This window comes from Exiguobacterium qingdaonense (assembly GCF_018617855.1).
GTDB lineage: Bacteria > Bacillota > Bacilli > Exiguobacteriales > Exiguobacteriaceae > Exiguobacterium > Exiguobacterium qingdaonense.
Genome location: NZ_JACSKY010000001.1, coordinates 87276 through 102647, shown reverse-complemented (window position 1 = coordinate 102647; position 15372 = coordinate 87276). Strand labels below are relative to the sequence as shown.

Annotated in this window: 16 protein-coding genes; 12 read left to right on the top strand and 4 right to left on the bottom strand. The window is 46.3% G+C overall.

Annotation, left to right across the window (positions count from 1 at the left end; translation table 11 throughout):
• Positions 1-39 precede the first annotated feature (39 nt).
• Positions 40-831 (bottom strand): class I SAM-dependent methyltransferase, encoded by a 792-nt coding sequence (locus tag KNP00_RS00500; protein WP_215141262.1) that lies wholly within the window; start codon positions 829-831, stop codon positions 40-42.
• Positions 832-871: 40 nt separating this feature from the next.
• The gene (locus tag KNP00_RS00495) at positions 872-1183 is read right to left on the bottom strand and encodes a hypothetical protein (protein WP_215141260.1); all 312 of its coding nucleotides are present in this window, start codon (positions 1181-1183) and stop codon (positions 872-874) included.
• A 181-nt stretch (positions 1184-1364) separates the two neighbouring features.
• On the opposite strand from KNP00_RS00495, the gene KNP00_RS00490 reads away from it, so the two are divergent.
• The 6 genes from KNP00_RS00490 (at position 1365) to KNP00_RS00465 (ending at position 7745) form a co-directional block, all read left to right on the top strand.
• Positions 1365-2228 carry a cation diffusion facilitator family transporter gene (locus tag KNP00_RS00490; protein WP_215141258.1) on the top strand — a complete coding sequence of 288 codons (864 nt, stop codon included), beginning with the start codon at positions 1365-1367 and terminating at the stop codon, positions 2226-2228.
• A gap of 85 nt (positions 2229-2313) precedes the next feature.
• Positions 2314-2790 carry an N-acetyltransferase gene (locus tag KNP00_RS00485; protein WP_215141256.1) on the top strand — a complete coding sequence of 159 codons (477 nt, stop codon included), beginning with the start codon at positions 2314-2316 and terminating at the stop codon, positions 2788-2790.
• 47 nt (positions 2791-2837) lie between these two features.
• Entirely contained in the window at positions 2838-3827 is a 990-nt protein-coding gene (locus KNP00_RS00480; protein WP_215141254.1) for a LacI family DNA-binding transcriptional regulator, read from the top strand.
• Positions 3828-3935: 108 nt separating this feature from the next.
• Positions 3936-4874 carry a carbohydrate kinase family protein gene (locus tag KNP00_RS00475; RefSeq protein ID WP_215141252.1) on the top strand — a complete coding sequence of 313 codons (939 nt, stop codon included), beginning with the start codon at positions 3936-3938 and terminating at the stop codon, positions 4872-4874.
• Between the two features lie 2 nt (positions 4875-4876).
• The gene (locus KNP00_RS00470) at positions 4877-6307 is read left to right on the top strand and encodes a sucrose-specific PTS transporter subunit IIBC (protein ID WP_215141250.1); all 1431 of its coding nucleotides are present in this window, start codon (positions 4877-4879) and stop codon (positions 6305-6307) included.
• Positions 6308-6326: 19 nt separating this feature from the next.
• Positions 6327-7745, top strand: a complete 1419-nt coding sequence (locus tag KNP00_RS00465; protein WP_215141248.1) for a glycoside hydrolase family 32 protein — start codon at positions 6327-6329, stop codon at positions 7743-7745.
• 264 nt (positions 7746-8009) lie between these two features.
• Here the strand turns inward: KNP00_RS00465 and KNP00_RS00460 are convergent, their stop codons facing one another.
• Positions 8010-8855, bottom strand: a complete 846-nt coding sequence (locus tag KNP00_RS00460; protein ID WP_215141247.1) for an alpha/beta fold hydrolase — start codon at positions 8853-8855, stop codon at positions 8010-8012.
• Positions 8856-8971: 116 nt separating this feature from the next.
• Between KNP00_RS00460 and KNP00_RS00455 the strand changes: the two genes are divergently transcribed.
• The 4 genes from KNP00_RS00455 (at position 8972) to KNP00_RS00440 (ending at position 12319) form a co-directional block, all read left to right on the top strand.
• Positions 8972-9979, top strand: coding sequence for a helix-turn-helix transcriptional regulator (locus KNP00_RS00455; RefSeq protein ID WP_215141246.1), 1008 nt, complete (start codon positions 8972-8974; stop codon positions 9977-9979).
• Between the two features lie 200 nt (positions 9980-10179).
• Positions 10180-11040 (top strand): metal-dependent hydrolase, encoded by an 861-nt coding sequence (locus tag KNP00_RS00450; protein WP_215141245.1) that lies wholly within the window; start codon positions 10180-10182, stop codon positions 11038-11040.
• An 8-nt stretch (positions 11041-11048) separates the two neighbouring features.
• A complete protein-coding gene (locus KNP00_RS00445; RefSeq protein ID WP_215141244.1) occupies positions 11049-11813 on the top strand; it encodes a DUF817 domain-containing protein in 765 nt (254 codons plus the stop codon).
• Between the two features lie 179 nt (positions 11814-11992).
• Positions 11993-12319 carry a hypothetical protein gene (locus KNP00_RS00440; protein WP_215141243.1) on the top strand — a complete coding sequence of 109 codons (327 nt, stop codon included), beginning with the start codon at positions 11993-11995 and terminating at the stop codon, positions 12317-12319.
• Between the two features lie 542 nt (positions 12320-12861).
• Here the strand turns inward: KNP00_RS00440 and KNP00_RS00435 are convergent.
• On the bottom strand, positions 12862-13161 hold the full coding sequence (locus KNP00_RS00435) for a hypothetical protein (protein WP_215141241.1): 300 nt from the start codon (positions 13159-13161) through the stop codon (positions 12862-12864).
• A 210-nt stretch (positions 13162-13371) separates the two neighbouring features.
• Here KNP00_RS00435 and KNP00_RS00430 point away from each other — a divergent pair, with 210 nt between their 5' ends.
• Both KNP00_RS00430 and KNP00_RS00425 read left to right on the top strand, forming a co-directional pair.
• Positions 13372-14232, top strand: coding sequence for an ABC transporter permease subunit (locus tag KNP00_RS00430; RefSeq protein WP_215141239.1), 861 nt, complete (start codon positions 13372-13374; stop codon positions 14230-14232).
• On the top strand, positions 14232-15272 hold the full coding sequence (locus KNP00_RS00425; protein ID WP_215141237.1) for an ABC transporter permease: 1041 nt from the start codon (positions 14232-14234) through the stop codon (positions 15270-15272). The genes KNP00_RS00430 and KNP00_RS00425 overlap by 1 nt, the downstream gene beginning before the upstream one ends.
• The last annotated feature ends 100 nt before the right edge of the window (positions 15273-15372 follow it).

Below are 15372 nucleotides of genomic sequence, written 5' to 3'. Positions count from 1 at the left end.
TTCGAATGAGCGTGATTGACATGATACCAGTTAGAAAGATCATTGGCTTGTGCCCGAAACATCGATATAGCCATAATGAAACTTTGACGTCTTCCGTATAATCCGGGTGAATCCGAACCGCTCGAAAGCATCGCTCTCGAAATGAGCTTTTAAAACAATTCGTTTTTTCGCTACTCGAGATGCTTCATGCATCAATGCTTCGGAAAGTGGGGACGTGTCGGCGATGAAACGAAGCGGATTCAAGTGAACAGATTCGGAAATAGTTTTTTCAAACATCGGATCAAAGTAAATACAATCAAATGAATTTTCTTCACACGTTTTCAAATAGTCGAGAGAGTTAGTGTGAACGACCTCGATTCGGCGCATCGCCTCATTGACCTGTTCATCTTTTTCAATCCATACGGACATGCCTTCCCGAACGAGCTGTGCCGTGATGAATCGACTCTCAAGTCCTACGACGTGACCGGTTGGGCCAACGACATGGCTCATGACGATGCTGTCAGAACCAAGGCCGAGCGTACAATCCAATACACGATTACCAAAAGATGCGTTCAGCGCGTCAATGAGCGGGTCCCGCCCACCGCGACTCAATTGTTTGATTCGAAAGACGGAACTAGATGGATGAAAGAAAAACGGTTCCGTGCTGTTGAGTGGTGTGAATTCAACACGCCGCTTATCAAACACAAGTACATCATGATGGTGTCGACTTTTCAGCTCATCAATTGAATGTTTGCGTCGCTCGACAAATTTCATATTGTACTCTGCGGCATGCGTGTGTGCCCGAGACAATACATCGTCTGTCGGACGTAAACAAGTGGTTACAATATACATGATGTTGACTCCTTCATGAAAAATGAGACGCGTTGGCGTCTCATTTTTTCTTACTTAGTAGATCTGATAGTTCATCGATTAGTGCTTTGTGAGAAGCAAGTTCTTTCTTCTTCTCGTCATTGACGTTCATCGGACGTTTCGAACGGCTTTGTAACGCCTCAAGCGTCTGGTCAATTGATGACTTTAACGTATCTCGCTCTTCAGGCTTCAAAGATACTTCATGCGGATTTTCTCCAGAGGCATCTAATTCTCGCAGGCGTGCCATCAATTGTTTTGCTTCACGGTTCAAATCAATTAACAACCTGTCAATTTGTTCCAATCTCAACTTGATTCCATCTCGTTCTGTAAACATATGTTTCACCTCATTTTGCGGTTTAACCCTAGGGTCTCTTCTTGATTACTTTACCATAAATCTCGATAAACGAAACTACCGGGAATATATTCCATTTGTTTTGTGCGCAAGAAACAATTTTTCTCTATCCCCACACGAAGGTCGCTTGCTATACTTACTGAGCTAACAAGGAGGTGGGAGGATGGAGACGACAAATCATCCACCAAGAGCGCTCAAAGGGGCGATTGTATCAATCACAACTTATTTGGTCTTATCGGTAGTAAAAGTGTTCTTCGGATATATCTACGAGTCTGAGGCGGTGCTAGCAGACGGATTCAATAATACGACGGACATCATTGCGTCAGTTGCCGTTTACATCGGGATTCGGGTTGCCGCATTGCCACGGGACGCCGAACATAAATATGGTCATGCGAAGATGGAGACGATCTCTGCCTTGGTTGCCTCATTGATTATGATCGCAGTCGGTATCTTTGTTTTCTTCAGTAGCCTATCTAATTTAATCGAAGGCGAATATGCGGAACCAAATCCTTTGGCGGCTGTCGTCGCGCTCGTCAGCGCATTTATTTTATTTGGTGTGTATCGATTCAACTTGAACCTTTCAAGAAAAACAAAATCTTTGGCATTGAAGGCTGCTGCTAAAGATAATCTGGCCGATGCGTTAATTTCGGTGGGAGCGACGTTTGGAGTATTGTTCGCATACTTTAACATGCCTTGGATGGATACAGTCCTCGCCGTCATCATTGCCGGGATGATCATTCGCACCGCTATTCAAATCTTTTTAGATGCGACCCATCAACTCTCGGATGGTTTTCCACCACATCTCGTCGAGTCCTATGAAGAAACAATTGAACGTTTTGAACGGGTGAAGGAAGTACGTGAAATCAAAGGGCGACATTTAGGGAATCATGTCATGCTCGACGTGACGATTGCGGTCAATGGAGAATTGACGGTGGACGAAGCCCATGAACTCTGTGACGAAATCGAACGTGAACTAGATGAACGGCATGCGGTCGAGTCTGTTCATATTCATATCGAACCGATTTGAGTTTCGGTTATCTTTTGCGCTTCATGAAGACATTCGTTTATAATATGCAGAGAGATACTGAACTACAAATGAAGGAGGGCACGGGATGAACATCGTGCGTCAACCTATTCGTCAGATAGACCAAACTGAATATGAACATTTTCAAAAATATGGGGAGAATTCATACGGCGTTTCTGCCGAGGAGTTAAAAGGGATTCTTGAAGAGATGGGATCGGAACAACTGTATCATGCCGAGTCGCATAGTTATGGTGAGGATTTTTATTACGATTTGATGGTCGACAATCAACTCGTCGGTAAGGTGTTACTACTCAAACTTGCTCGGGTATATCAACTCGACCTGATGGTGTTCGATGAATTTAAAAATCGAGGGTATGCCACAGAAGGCTTGAAGCTCGCCTTACTGGATTCAAATCTGGTAGATGGACAAATCGTCCGCGCTGGCATTCCACCTACGAGTCCTCACCAGCAAGAAATGCATCACGTTCTTGTTAAAAATGGGTTCGAGAAGCGAAATGGCCTTTATTATTTGAACTTCAAGAGACGATATGTAGTGAACCATTAAGCTGACGGCGTTTCGCATGTCAGCTTTTTTCATATGGAGGGGTAAGGATGAAGCAAGTCACCATTAGAGATATTGCCGAGATTGCCGGCGTTGCGAAGAGTACGGTGTCCCGTTACCTGAACGGTGGCTCGGTCGGAAAGGCGACGAGAGAAAAAATTGACCGAGTCATTCGCGAAACGAACTATGAGCCAAACCAGTTCGCGCAGAGTCTCAAATCGAAGCAAACAAAAATGATCGGCGTGATCGTACCAAGACTCGATTCGTATGCTGCCTCTCGAACGATGATGGGGATTGATGAGCTGCTCACTGAAGTAGGGTATCAAATGCTCGTCGTCAATACGGCGCAACAAACAGAGCGGGAAATCGAGCAATTGTATAACTTGGCCAAACAAAAGGTCGCAGGCATCATTTGGCTTGGTACGACGGTTACTAAGCGTCACCTTGAGGCGATCAGTACAATCCAAATTCCGGTCTTACTGATCGGGCAGCAACACGACGATGTGCATAGTCTCGTCTATCCAGACCACGAAGCAGCCTATGCACTCGGTACACAATTCACGGAATGGGGACATCGAAACGTGGTCTATGTCGGCGTGTATGAGTCAGATATTGCCGTCGGACAAGATCGACGTGACGGTTTTTTAAAAGCGTTTCAAGAGTCGGGGGCACACGTAAGGGTCATTCAAACGACGTTTAAGATTGAGGACGCGATTCCAATCGGCGAACAGTTGGCAAGTGAGGCAGGTTCAATCTCTCTCATCGTCTGTGCAACAGACAATATAGCACTTGGCGTTTTGAAGGGACTGGCAAACCGAGACATCTCAGTGCCTAAAGACGTCTCTGTAAGTGGGTTTGGAGGATACGATTTCACGGAAGTATTCCATCCATCAATTACGACCGTCCAACTCCCGCATCGAAAAACAGGAGAAATGGCAGCGAATATGATTCTCCAACTTTTGCAAGGTGACACGGTGGCGATGAAAACGTTCACAAATTTCGAATTAAAAGTACGAGAAAGCGTTGACAATATAAAATAAATGATTTATATTCATGTTGCGGAACCGGTTCCGCAACATTTTTTATACTATTTTGGAACCGGTACCAATATTACTTAGAACTTATATTGATTCATGGAGGTGGACGATATGAACACCGTACATTGCATCGGCGAACTGTTGATTGATTGGGTATGCGAAGATGCCTCGAGCGACGTCGTCAACGGCACGACGTTCGTCAAGAAGGCAGGAGGTGCACCTGCGAATGTCGCCGCAGTCGTCAGTAAACATGGGGGACAATCAAGTTTCCTTGGACAGGTAGGCAATGACCCGTTCGGTCTCTTCTTGAAAGAGACATTGAGCGAGAACGGCGTCGGAACGGAAAATCTCGTGGAAGCGGGGGATACGACGTTCGCATTCGTGTCGATTCAAGAGGATGGAGAGCGCGACTTCACATTCCGTCGCGGAAGTGACGGGGAGTACGCATTTGATTCGATTGATTTATCGGCAATCAAGTCTGAAGACATTGTTCATTTCGGATCGGCGACAGCACTGCTCGATGGAAAACTGAAAGATGCATACTTCAAACTATTGCAATTTGCAAAAAAAGACGGATTATTCGTTTCATTCGATCCAAACTATCGGGACGCCCTCATCACGGATTTAGAGCAGTTCAAACAAGATGCGAGGCATTTCATCGCGGAAGCGGATTTCGTCAAGCTGAGCGAAGAAGAAGCATACTTGTTAACGGATGAAGAGCGACTTGAAGAAGCGGTTCAAGCACTTCTCCAACTAGGTGCAAAGCAGGTTGCGATCACACTCGGTTCTCGTGGCACGTGGATTGCGACATCTGATCACCATGAGATCGTACCATCGATTGCAATCGACAGTGTGGATTCGACAGGTGCGGGTGACGCGTTTGTCGGTGCCTATTTGTATCGTTTGGCGACACTCGGATTCGAACCGGAGCGATTACGTTCCGACATTGAATATGCGAACGTAACAGGGGCATTGACATGCACCGCTTATGGAGCTATTCCAGCAATTCCATCACGACAACTTGTGAATGAAACGTTAGGAGGGAACTGAAGATGGATTACAAAAAAGAAACAGCATCGATCTTAGAAGCGATTGGTGGAAAAGAGAACGTCGCGGCAGCAGCCCACTGTGCGACTCGCCTTCGCCTCGTATTGAACGACGAGTCAAAGGTCGATGAAAAGGCGCTCGAAGCACTCGATGTTGTCAAAGGAACGTTCTCAACGGGAGGACAATATCAAATCATTATCGGTCAAGGCACGGTCAACAAGGTTTACGCCGAACTATCCAAGTTGACTGGTCTCGGAGACATGTCGACGACAGATGTAAAATCAGCCGGGGCGAAAAAGATGAACCCGCTCCAACAGTTCGTCAAAATGTTATCAGATATTTTCGTGCCAATCATTCCGGCCATCGTTGCCGGCGGTCTCTTGATGGGAATCAACAACTTATTGACGGCGCAGGACTTGTTCTTTGAAGGGCGTTCATTGATTGAACAGTATCCAGGGATGGCTGATCTTGCAGCGATGATCAATACGTTCGCAAACGCCGCCTTCGTTTTCTTACCTGTACTCATAGGGTTCTCCGCGGCCAAGAGGTTTGGGGGTAACCCATATCTTGGAGCGGCGCTCGGAATGATCATGGTTCACCCGGACTTGATCAATGCATATGCTCAGGCGAGCGTAGAAGAGATTCCGGTATGGAACATCTTCGGTCTTGAGATTGAAAAGTTAGGTTACCAAGGACAAGTCTTACCTGTTCTCGTCTCGGCCTACATTCTATCAAAACTTGAAATAAACATTCGGAAATATATGCCGGCGTCACTAGACATTTTGCTCACGCCGTTGCTTTCGCTCCTTTTCACAGCGTTCATCACGTTCGCGTTCGTCGGTCCGATCACACGTGAAGCGGGTAACTTGATTATTGATGGGCTTGTCTGGACGTATGATTCACTCGGACTTGTCGGTGGCTTGATCATGGGTCTTCTCTACGCCCCAATCGTGATCACGGGCATGCACCATAGCTTTATTGCGATTGAGACACAGCTTCTTGCCGATATCGCTAAAACAGGTGGATCGTTCATCTTCCCGATCGCTGCGATGTCAAACGTCGCACAAGGGGCGGCTACGCTTGCGGTCTTCTTCTTGACTCGTGATAAGAAGATGAAAGGTGTTGCGTCAGCTTCAGGTATCTCCGCATTACTTGGGATCACAGAACCTGCCATGTTCGGGGTCAACCTAAAACTTCGTTATCCGTTCATCGCAGCCATCGTTGGTTCGGCCATCGCGTCTGCCTTCATCGTCGGAAACGACGTCTTGGCAGTAGCGCTCGGTGCTGCCGGGTTACCGGGAATCATCTCAATCGCACCTGGGTCAATCATCTCGTACATCATCGGTATGGCGATTGCGTTCGCCGTGACGTTTGGATTGACATTTATCCTCGCGAAGCGACAAGCAAAAAAAGAAGCGGTGAAACAAGCCGCATAAAGAAAAAGGAAGTGACACTATGAATTGGACGAAGGCCGAACGTTATCGTTCACTCCGAGACGTGAGCGCCCTCGATATGGAGGTGCTCCGGGCAAAGACGGCCGCATCCCCGTGGCGGTTTGGATACCATATCCAGCCGCCGACGGGCCTCCTTAACGACCCGAACGGCTTCGCGTATTATGACGGAGAATACCATTTGTTTTATCAATGGTTCCCGCTCGGGCCAGTTCACGGTCTGAAACACTGGTATCATGTCAGTTCAACTGATCTCGTCCATTGGACCGACCGCGGGGTGGCGTTAGTCCCTGAAACGAAGGAAGATTCCCACGGTGCCTATTCAGGAAGTGGTTTCGTCGTCGATGACGCCCTTCACGTCATGTATACCGGGAATCATCGCACGGACGATTGGACGCGTCACGCCTCGCAAATTATCGGTGTCTTACGTGACGGGGGAATTGAGCGACGTAATGTGGCGATCCCAGATATTCCAGCAGGCTATACGGAGCATTTTCGTGATCCAAAAGTATGGGAAGAAGATGGAACGTATTATACGATTATCGGCGCGCAGCGAACTGATGAGACAGGATGTGTCGTCTTATATCGTTCGACCGACTTGAATGAATGGACGTTTTTAGGTGAGATAAAGACCGGGCTCGAACAGTTCGGTTACATGTGGGAATGTCCGGACGTGTTTGAGTTAGATGGACGACATGTCTTGATCTTTTCCCCACAAGGGATCGAGGCGTCGGGACATCGGTACCACAACATCTATCAATCCGGATATATCACGGGCACGCTCGATTTGGAGACGCTCGTCTTCACACACGAATCGTTTGAAGAGCTCGATTTCGGTTTTGACTTTTATGCTCCGCAAACGACGGAACATGACGGTCGGCGTATTCTCGTCGGCTGGATGGGCTTACCAGAGATTGAATATCCGACAGACCGCTACGGATGGGCGCATGCGTTAACACTGCCACGTGAACTATCGGTAGAAGACAGTATGTTGAAACAACGACCTGTTCCAGAAATGAAGCAGCTCCGACAAGACCAATTTGTCAATGAATCAGGTACGCATATCGACTCTGTGTCGCCTGAACGCTATGAAATGGAACTGTCGACGTCCGGGGAAGATTTCGAACTCGAACTGTTGAAGAGTGATGAAGAGTCGCTTGTGATTCGGTACGAGAAAGAGAGGTGCGAGTTGACTATTGACCGGACGGATGCGGGTGAACCGTTCGCAACTGAGTTCGGCACGACTCGGACGAAAGTGCTCGACGTCACGTCCCTTCATCTGTTCGTCGATTCCTCAAGTGTTGAATGTTTCGTCAACGATGGTGACGCCGTGGCAACACTTCGCGTCTTCCCAGGTGAGGGTCAGAAACGGATCCGGTATGTCGGAAACGAGGCAAGTCTAGTCGGTTGGAAGTATGAATGAGTAAGAAAGCTGAGCGGTCGCTCGGCTTTTTTTATCGTCAAATTGTTGAAACCGATTTAATGGATATGACGTATAAAAGTTGAGAAGAGTGAAATGGGGGGATGAGGTCAGTTGATGCAGTTCGGATGATTATGAAACTAATTGGAGGACGAGAATGAAGAAGTCGATGCTTGGCTGATGATGAGATTGGTAGCACATATGCGTTCGACGACGTGATCTCGTTACGGTTTAACGAATTAGAAAAGCACCTCTTGTGGAGATGCTTTATGAATTGAAATGGATGAAGCGCTCGATTTGTCGTTCTGACTTTCTCGCTTGTCGTCCTACCCAAATCAGGTGACCAGGGCTGTTCAGAATCGTAAGCTGAGCATGCGGGATCAAGCGCTTCGCGTAGTAAGCGTGACGAACCGGGACGGCCTTATCATTTTTAGAGTGGACAATATAGGTCGGGCATGATACACCGAGTAATACTTCACTCGATACGCGCTGTTTTAAATCGAATTGTGCGCCCAAGCCGAACGCCATTTGATTGGCGACACGTTTGAGGAGGAAGATGTCATAAGGTGAGATTTCTTCCCGAATCGTCTCGAGTGCCAGTTTACTTGTCGATTCAATCATGCGAGCCGTCGCCTCGAACGGATGTTTTTCCATCGCCCTGGCGATAAACTGTTTCATGATGTATTGAAGCGCGATGAATGCCGGTTGGACGACGTTTCGACTGACCGTATCGCGATAAGGGAAATCGACCATGCTCGTCACGGCAGCGGCGAGTGTCAAACTGAGTACGTTTTGATTGAATGAGGCGAGTTCGATGGCTGTCGGTCCACCGGCAGAAATGCCATATACATGATATCGGTCAATCTTTAGCATCTGCATCAAATGATGGAGTTGCGTCGCAAACACTTGAGGAGATGCTGAGAAGGAGTAGGGCGTTTCTCCATATCCGGGTCGAGACGGGACAATGACCCGAAAACCAGACAAAACGAGTTGGTCCACATGGTATGGTTCTAAGCTCGAGGACTGGGTCCCATGAATCAGAACGATGACAGGTCCGTGACCGCGGTCTATATATTCAATTTTTGAGCCGTCGATATGTGCATAATATTTCATTTGAGATGGCGCCTCCTTAAACAGTTTGTAATGGAAAATACCTTTATTTCGTGGAAATAACATGATAATGTCTGTTTATACATAATTTACATAGAGAAATGAAAGGGGATAGAACCGTGAATAACCGAGAGCGGTTACTTGCAGTGCGACGTTTCTTTGAACGTTACACGGATGAGGCGAATCCAAAAACGTTAGAGGATCTGCTCGAATATTTATCTACGATCGGAGATACTTCTAAGTTAGCAAAAAAATCGGTGAAAGACGACATCCAAGCACTGGACAATTCGGGGTTTGAAGTACAAGATGACTTGGAGAAGAATGGGCTCGCCAAAAAGTATTGGCACTCGGCTCGTCTGTTTGAAATTCACGAACTTCGAATGATGGTCGATGCGATCGTCGCAGCCAAGTTCATTTCAGAAGACGTGACTGAGGAAATTGTTGAAAAGCTTCGCATGTTGACGAGCGAGCGAGAAGCGAAGACGCTACAATCCATCGTCAAGACACCGAAGAAAAAACACGGTCATATTCCCTATCATATCGACAGAATCCAGCGTGCCATTCATGAGCAAAAAGCGATTTCATTCCAATACACGGATGTCGTCGGATTTGACGTGACGAAGCGAACGTTTCCTCTCCGTCGTGACGGCGAACGCTATGTCGTCAACCCGATCGACCTACATTGGAATCATGAGCAGTACTACTTGATTGGCATCGACGAGTCCATCGGGGAGGTTCGGAACTATCGCGTCGACCGAATCGTCAACTCGGAGATTGTCGAAGACGGTATCATTCGTCCAAAACATCATTTACCGGATGACTACTATCAAAAGTCCTTCAACATGTACAATGGACTAGATGAGCAAATCGTCTTATCCGCAGATGAACGGGTACTCCCGGTCATTTTTGACAAGTTAGGCGAGGATGTTTCGATATCTGATCATGGAGAACGGTTCCTCATCCGTTTTGACGCGGCCGTATCTGACGGATTCATTTACTGGTTGCTTTCACTAGGTGCGCAAGTGGAAGTGGTCGAACCGCTCTCGCTTCGCGACCATATGAGAGCGACGATTGAGCAAATGGCAACTACTTATGAGCATACAAGCATTCATTCCTCCATCGAGTAAGTAGATGTGCTATACTGCTTGCGACACTTAATGAAGGGGGACAGGCGGATGTTGAATTGGATGCCATTGATCATTCCGATTGTCGCTGTCATTTTCGTAACGATCGTCGCAAGACGAGCCATGAAAATGGATAAAGAGAACTAATAGGAAGAGACATCGTCCAGGATTGGGAGATGTCTCTTTCGCTATGGAGGTAGAACGTGGATACGATTACACATACGTTATTCGGTTTGACGCTATATGGTGCAGCCGATAAACGTGACTTAAAGCAACATGAAAAACGAGCCTTGTTTGTCACGACCCTCGTCGGGAGCCAGATCCCGGACAGTGATGTGATTTCACGGCTATGGGACACGGAGGGCATGTATCAGATGTGGCACCGCGGCATCACCCACTCCATCTTTCTCGTCCCGCTCTTTGCCCTGCTCATCTACATACTCGTTCGCCTCCTCTTTCGGGTGACGGACATCCGTTATTTTTGGTGGGCATTGTTGTCTGTATTCATACACAATACGTCCGATTTGTTCAATGCGTGGGGAACGGGCTACTTCGAACCGTTCTCGGACGTGAGGATTACGTTCGGTGTGATTCCGATCGTCGATTTCGTCTATTGGGGTATTTTCTTGGCTGCCTGGCTCGTCGCTCGGAAGCAGGAAATTCGTTATAAGACGTATCGGTATGCTTGGGCAGCCCTCGTCCTATATGTCGCGATTCAAAGTGTGCAAGGTGCGTATTTATATGAGACTTATGCAGATGACTATGAGGAAGTGGCACTCTCGGCTTCATTTATCCCGACGCAGTTCACCGTCATCACAAAGACTGACGAGAACGTTTCGCTTTACAAGGACTCTATCTATCAAGATTCTACCTTGCAGTATGAACTGACGAGTGACGAGAAGGTGAATTTAGAACCGCTCTTCAAAGAAAATAATGAAGCACGCACTTTGGCCAAATGGTCGCCATTCGTCGTCATCGTGGCGGATGAAGAACGACTCGGCGTCTTTGACCCACGTTTTTATGACGGAGAGTCCTCATTTTTATTTGAATACATCGAAAGGTAGGGCAACGGATGGGACGTATACGTTATCTCTTTATCTTCGCATATGAACAGGCACTTAGTTGTATCTTCCCGGTCGCCATCTTTGGTGCGCTCGCCGTCACGAAATTTGTGGAGTTGCCGCTCCCGCGATATGATGTCTTACTCATCTGGTGTCTGTTCGTCCAAGTGATTCTTGTAAAGACTGGACTTGAGACGATGGAAGAAGTGAAGGTCATCAGCTGGTTCCATGTCATCGGTCTCGGACTTGAACTATTCAAGGTACAGATGGGTTCATGGAGTTATCCGGACGAGGCGTTCACGAAAGTGTGGGGTGTTCCGCTCTATGCAGGATTTATGTACGCGAGTGTCGGGAGTTACGTCGTCCAGGCATGGCGTCGCCTCGATTTACGATTCACGAAGATGCCGAACCCAATCGTTGCCTTCGGACTTGGGATTGCGATTTACTTCAACTTCTTTTGGCACCATGTTTGGCTAGATCTTCGGTGGCTGTTGATCGCGCTGATCTTCTTAGCGTTCGGTCGTTCGATTGTCTCGTATCGTTTGGATGACAGACGATTCGAGATGCCGGTCGTCCTATCGTTCTTCTTGATTGCCTGCTTCATCTGGCTCGCAGAAAATATTGTCACGTTTTATAACGGCTGGGCGTACCCAGACCAGATGAACGGCTGGGCCATCGTTGATTTAGGGAAACTATCGTCCTGGTTCTTACTCGTCATCATCAGCATCCTGCTTGTCGCTTGGCAAAAGCGAAAACTAGAATATGAAACGACTTAACTCGACTTGTGTCGAGTTTTTTGATTGAAAATAAGAATCGAATCCTTTTGTAGAGAAACTACGTAGTGAATATCGAGGTGATGGGGTTGTTGGAAATTGTTCTCACTTGGTTCATTGGATTATTGTGTTTAGGATCTCTTGTCATCTATTGGAGAGAGTGGCGGGAGACACGCAATTGTGTGAAATTAGGAAAAGTCTTTCTCGCTGTTTTCGCATCAGTTGCTATACTTGGAATGGCCGGGATGGAGACGTACGACCGTATGACGACGAATTACATCGTCGAGACAGGAGAATGTTACGTCGTGAATGATCAGTCTTCGAAGGGTTCGTCGAACGTGACGTTATGGTTCGGCGAGCGGGCATACGGCTTCAAGGAAATTCCGGATGTTGCGTATGGTCCGGGACAACTATTTTCATGTCGTGCGACGATGACGAAGCAGATGCAATCAGGAATCGATTATGAGTTGCGCTCACTTGACGGTGAGTTATTGTTTTCGACTGAATAAGATCGGAATAGAGATGACTTGTACTAGGACTAATCGGGTACAAGTTTTTTAATGACTTATAATCATTAAAGGCTCAAAAAACAGAATTATCAAAAAATATTGCCTGATTCTAAAAATTAGATATGGATAAAATATGAAAAGTGTTATATCTGATTGCTCGTGAATGGGGAATTCTTTGTGGGTGAGAATGTATATGTAATTCATCCAGATGTAAAGTAATACATGTTTTTGATTACAAATACATGATGACAAGCAAAAACGTGTTCAAAGCTATATTCATAGCTTCGAACACGTTTTCCTATCATTGACTCTTATATGTATGCCATAAAAGTAACATGACGAATATGAAAGCCAGGCCACCAATCAAATTTGTTACGAACAAGATGTATTGAGACGATAAAAAACGGAGAGCAGCCTGGTATATAAGCGACAGTGCAATCACGGCAAAAATGAAAATGCCAAAAGGATTGGAGAGGATCTCAAATAGTTTATAATCCACGGTCATGCACCAAGGGACCGGAGTTTCTGTAACGTACTACCAATCATTTCGATTGCATCATCCTTTTCCGCATCTCCTCTAAAAAGATCGGAAGAATATTCAAAAAGATCGCCGCGATCGTCAAAAACCATAACGCACGAGACATACCGGGTACGACATCCGTTATGGCACCCCAGTCTTTTGCTTCGACCCACATGTTGAGCAGGCTATATTCGGCGCATAACGTGAGAGCAACTAAGGATAGGGCAATCGCCATCGGCAACTTATAGTCCTTCTCCATCATGAATACGGTCAAATTAATAAACGTTGCCCCAATCGCCGCCAATCCAAAAATAATCCACATCCTTTAACCCCCTAAATATTTCTATAAACACATTGTATCATACAAATTAACCCAAATAGATTTCAGAAAATTGTTTCTATTCACATAATAAATATGCTAGAATCAGTGGGAAGTGTCTTTGGATATTATTCCCTTTAGAAAATGAACAATCGACCGGACATCCTCTCACACGTTTGATTGAGAGGTTGGCATTCAAAAGGAGATCGAACTATGACGTATATTGCCCGAAAATCACTTCATCTGATTGTCGCATTTTTTATCTTGATTGCGATTAGTGCGTTACCATCGCTCGTCGTTCAGACGGATTTTAGTCTGACGAACTATTGGACTGGCATTCAACAACAAATGGACCAATTACAGAAACTAGAGGACATTACATATTACAACATCACCGCGCAACGTTACTTGCCACTCTTGCCGGCACTTGGACCGCTCGTCAAAGAATCGGTCATTATTTTTACGACGGCACTCGCGGTATCGACCTCGCTAGGATTGATGTATGCGAACTTCTATTATCGGAGCGGGAGACGAGTTCGTACCGTCTTGCACCAAACGAGTCAGACGCTCGAGATGGTCCCCGATTTGTTTTGGTTAATCTTTTCACAGTTTCTTGCGATTACAATTCATAAGTCGACGGGGTTCGATCGCATTGAAGTTGCCGGAGGATTCGCAGAGTACATTCGGTTTCTCCCGATTGTCACCTTGACACTGACGACCTTATTCTTCTTTATCAAGTGGTTGACGATCCATATCCATGAACAAGAAGCCATTCCGTATCTCGAGCTCGCGCAAGCGAAAGGGATTCGACCGAGAGGACTGTTTTGGAAACATTTGTTGCCAAATATCATCTATCGCTTCTACCTCTTTTTCCGTTCGAACATCATCACCATCTTATCGACACTTCTAATTGTCGAATATTTATTTAACGTTCAAGGGTTATTCCGCTTCGCCGTCTACAACCCGCAGATGGAGATCTTACTCGTCATCTTATTCGTCATCTATATCCCGATTTTTCTGTTGGATCTACTGATTGAATGGATTATTCCGAATGCATGGAAAGGAGGGATTTGATGCGCCGAGTATTAATGCGTGACCCGATTTTCATTTTCTGTTTTGTTATCGTATCGGGTCTATTGTTGATGAGTTTTGGAAATACCGTGTTTCGTGATGGGAACGTAGATCAAACCCTCATGCTCTACTCTGATGAAGGGAGACTCATCGGAATCCCACCATTAGAACCGTCAAAATATCAATGGCTCGGGACGGACAATGCGGGATATGATTTATTCCAAATGCTCGTGGAAGGCTTTAAGTGGACCGTTGGCATCTGTGCGCTCGTCGCATTCGGACGGATGGTCATCGGATTATTGATTGGCATTCCCCTTGCTTTCAGGGGAACTCGCTTAAATCAATTCTTTAAGTCACTATTGGACGGCTTTTTGATTCTACCGATTTCATTGATCGCATTGATGATGTTGGTAGGGACACTGATCTTTTTTGATTCGACACAAGTGCCTCCATTATGGGATCGAGTAAAGATTGAACTAATCGTCTTGATCGTTCTCGGATTACCTGCCGTCACGTTATATCTCATCACGGAGATCCGACAATTGCTTCAACAAGAGTTCATGGTCGTTGCCGAGACGCTCGGTGGCAGTGTCTGGCATCGTGTGAGACTGCATCTTTTCCCGCATCTCGTGCCAACCCTCGTGATCGTCTTCATGCAACAGTTTGTTCAGACGCTCATGTTGCTCATTCATCTCTCACTGTTTGGGATTTTCTTCGGAGGAACGGTCATGTTACATGAAGGGATTATGCCGACCGTTTATGAATGGTCTTCGATGTTCGGGTATTATTTCAGACAGTTCACCGCGATGACATGGATGACGAATCACCTGTTTCTCGTCCCGGCCATGTCACTTGCTGCGCTTATCTTTATCTTCAACTTGTTGACGAGCCGTCTCGAGCGAGCATTTCAACTCAGACGTCAAGAACCGGTGGGGACCGAGGCAAGTCTAGCACAATCGGAAGCGGCAACTGCTTCCCTTTCAAATCCGTTTTCTCTCATTGATTCGAGTGTATCTGAAAAGAATGAATCGGATGATCTCTAAAGAGGTCATCTGGTTTTTTTATGTATCAAATCGACTGAACCCTCATGATTGCGGGAACGTATATAACAGAATAAGATAACTAGTCGAAAAAGGAGTGAAT

What these genes read in the sequence shown, in the direction of transcription:
- KNP00_RS00500 (WP_215141262.1), bottom strand. Translation starts at nt 831, where the DNA reads ATGTATATTGTAACCACTTGTTTACGTCCGACAGACGATGTATTGTCT.
- KNP00_RS00495 (WP_215141260.1), bottom strand. Translation starts at nt 1,183, where the DNA reads ATGTTTACAGAACGAGATGGAATCAAGTTGAGATTGGAACAAATTGAC.
- KNP00_RS00490 (WP_215141258.1), top strand. Translation starts at nt 1,365, where the DNA reads ATGGAGACGACAAATCATCCACCAAGAGCGCTCAAAGGGGCGATTGTA.
- KNP00_RS00485 (WP_215141256.1), top strand. Translation starts at nt 2,314, where the DNA reads ATGAACATCGTGCGTCAACCTATTCGTCAGATAGACCAAACTGAATAT.
- KNP00_RS00480 (WP_215141254.1), top strand. Translation starts at nt 2,838, where the DNA reads ATGAAGCAAGTCACCATTAGAGATATTGCCGAGATTGCCGGCGTTGCG.
- KNP00_RS00475 (WP_215141252.1), top strand. Translation starts at nt 3,936, where the DNA reads ATGAACACCGTACATTGCATCGGCGAACTGTTGATTGATTGGGTATGC.
- KNP00_RS00470 (WP_215141250.1), top strand. Translation starts at nt 4,877, where the DNA reads ATGGATTACAAAAAAGAAACAGCATCGATCTTAGAAGCGATTGGTGGA.
- KNP00_RS00465 (WP_215141248.1), top strand. Translation starts at nt 6,327, where the DNA reads ATGAATTGGACGAAGGCCGAACGTTATCGTTCACTCCGAGACGTGAGC.
- KNP00_RS00460 (WP_215141247.1), bottom strand. Translation starts at nt 8,855, where the DNA reads ATGAAATATTATGCACATATCGACGGCTCAAAAATTGAATATATAGAC.
- KNP00_RS00445 (WP_215141244.1), top strand. Translation starts at nt 11,049, where the DNA reads ATGGGACGTATACGTTATCTCTTTATCTTCGCATATGAACAGGCACTT.
- KNP00_RS00435 (WP_215141241.1), bottom strand. Translation starts at nt 13,161, where the DNA reads ATGTGGATTATTTTTGGATTGGCGGCGATTGGGGCAACGTTTATTAAT.
- KNP00_RS00430 (WP_215141239.1), top strand. Translation starts at nt 13,372, where the DNA reads ATGACGTATATTGCCCGAAAATCACTTCATCTGATTGTCGCATTTTTT.
- KNP00_RS00425 (WP_215141237.1), top strand. Translation starts at nt 14,232, where the DNA reads ATGCGCCGAGTATTAATGCGTGACCCGATTTTCATTTTCTGTTTTGTT.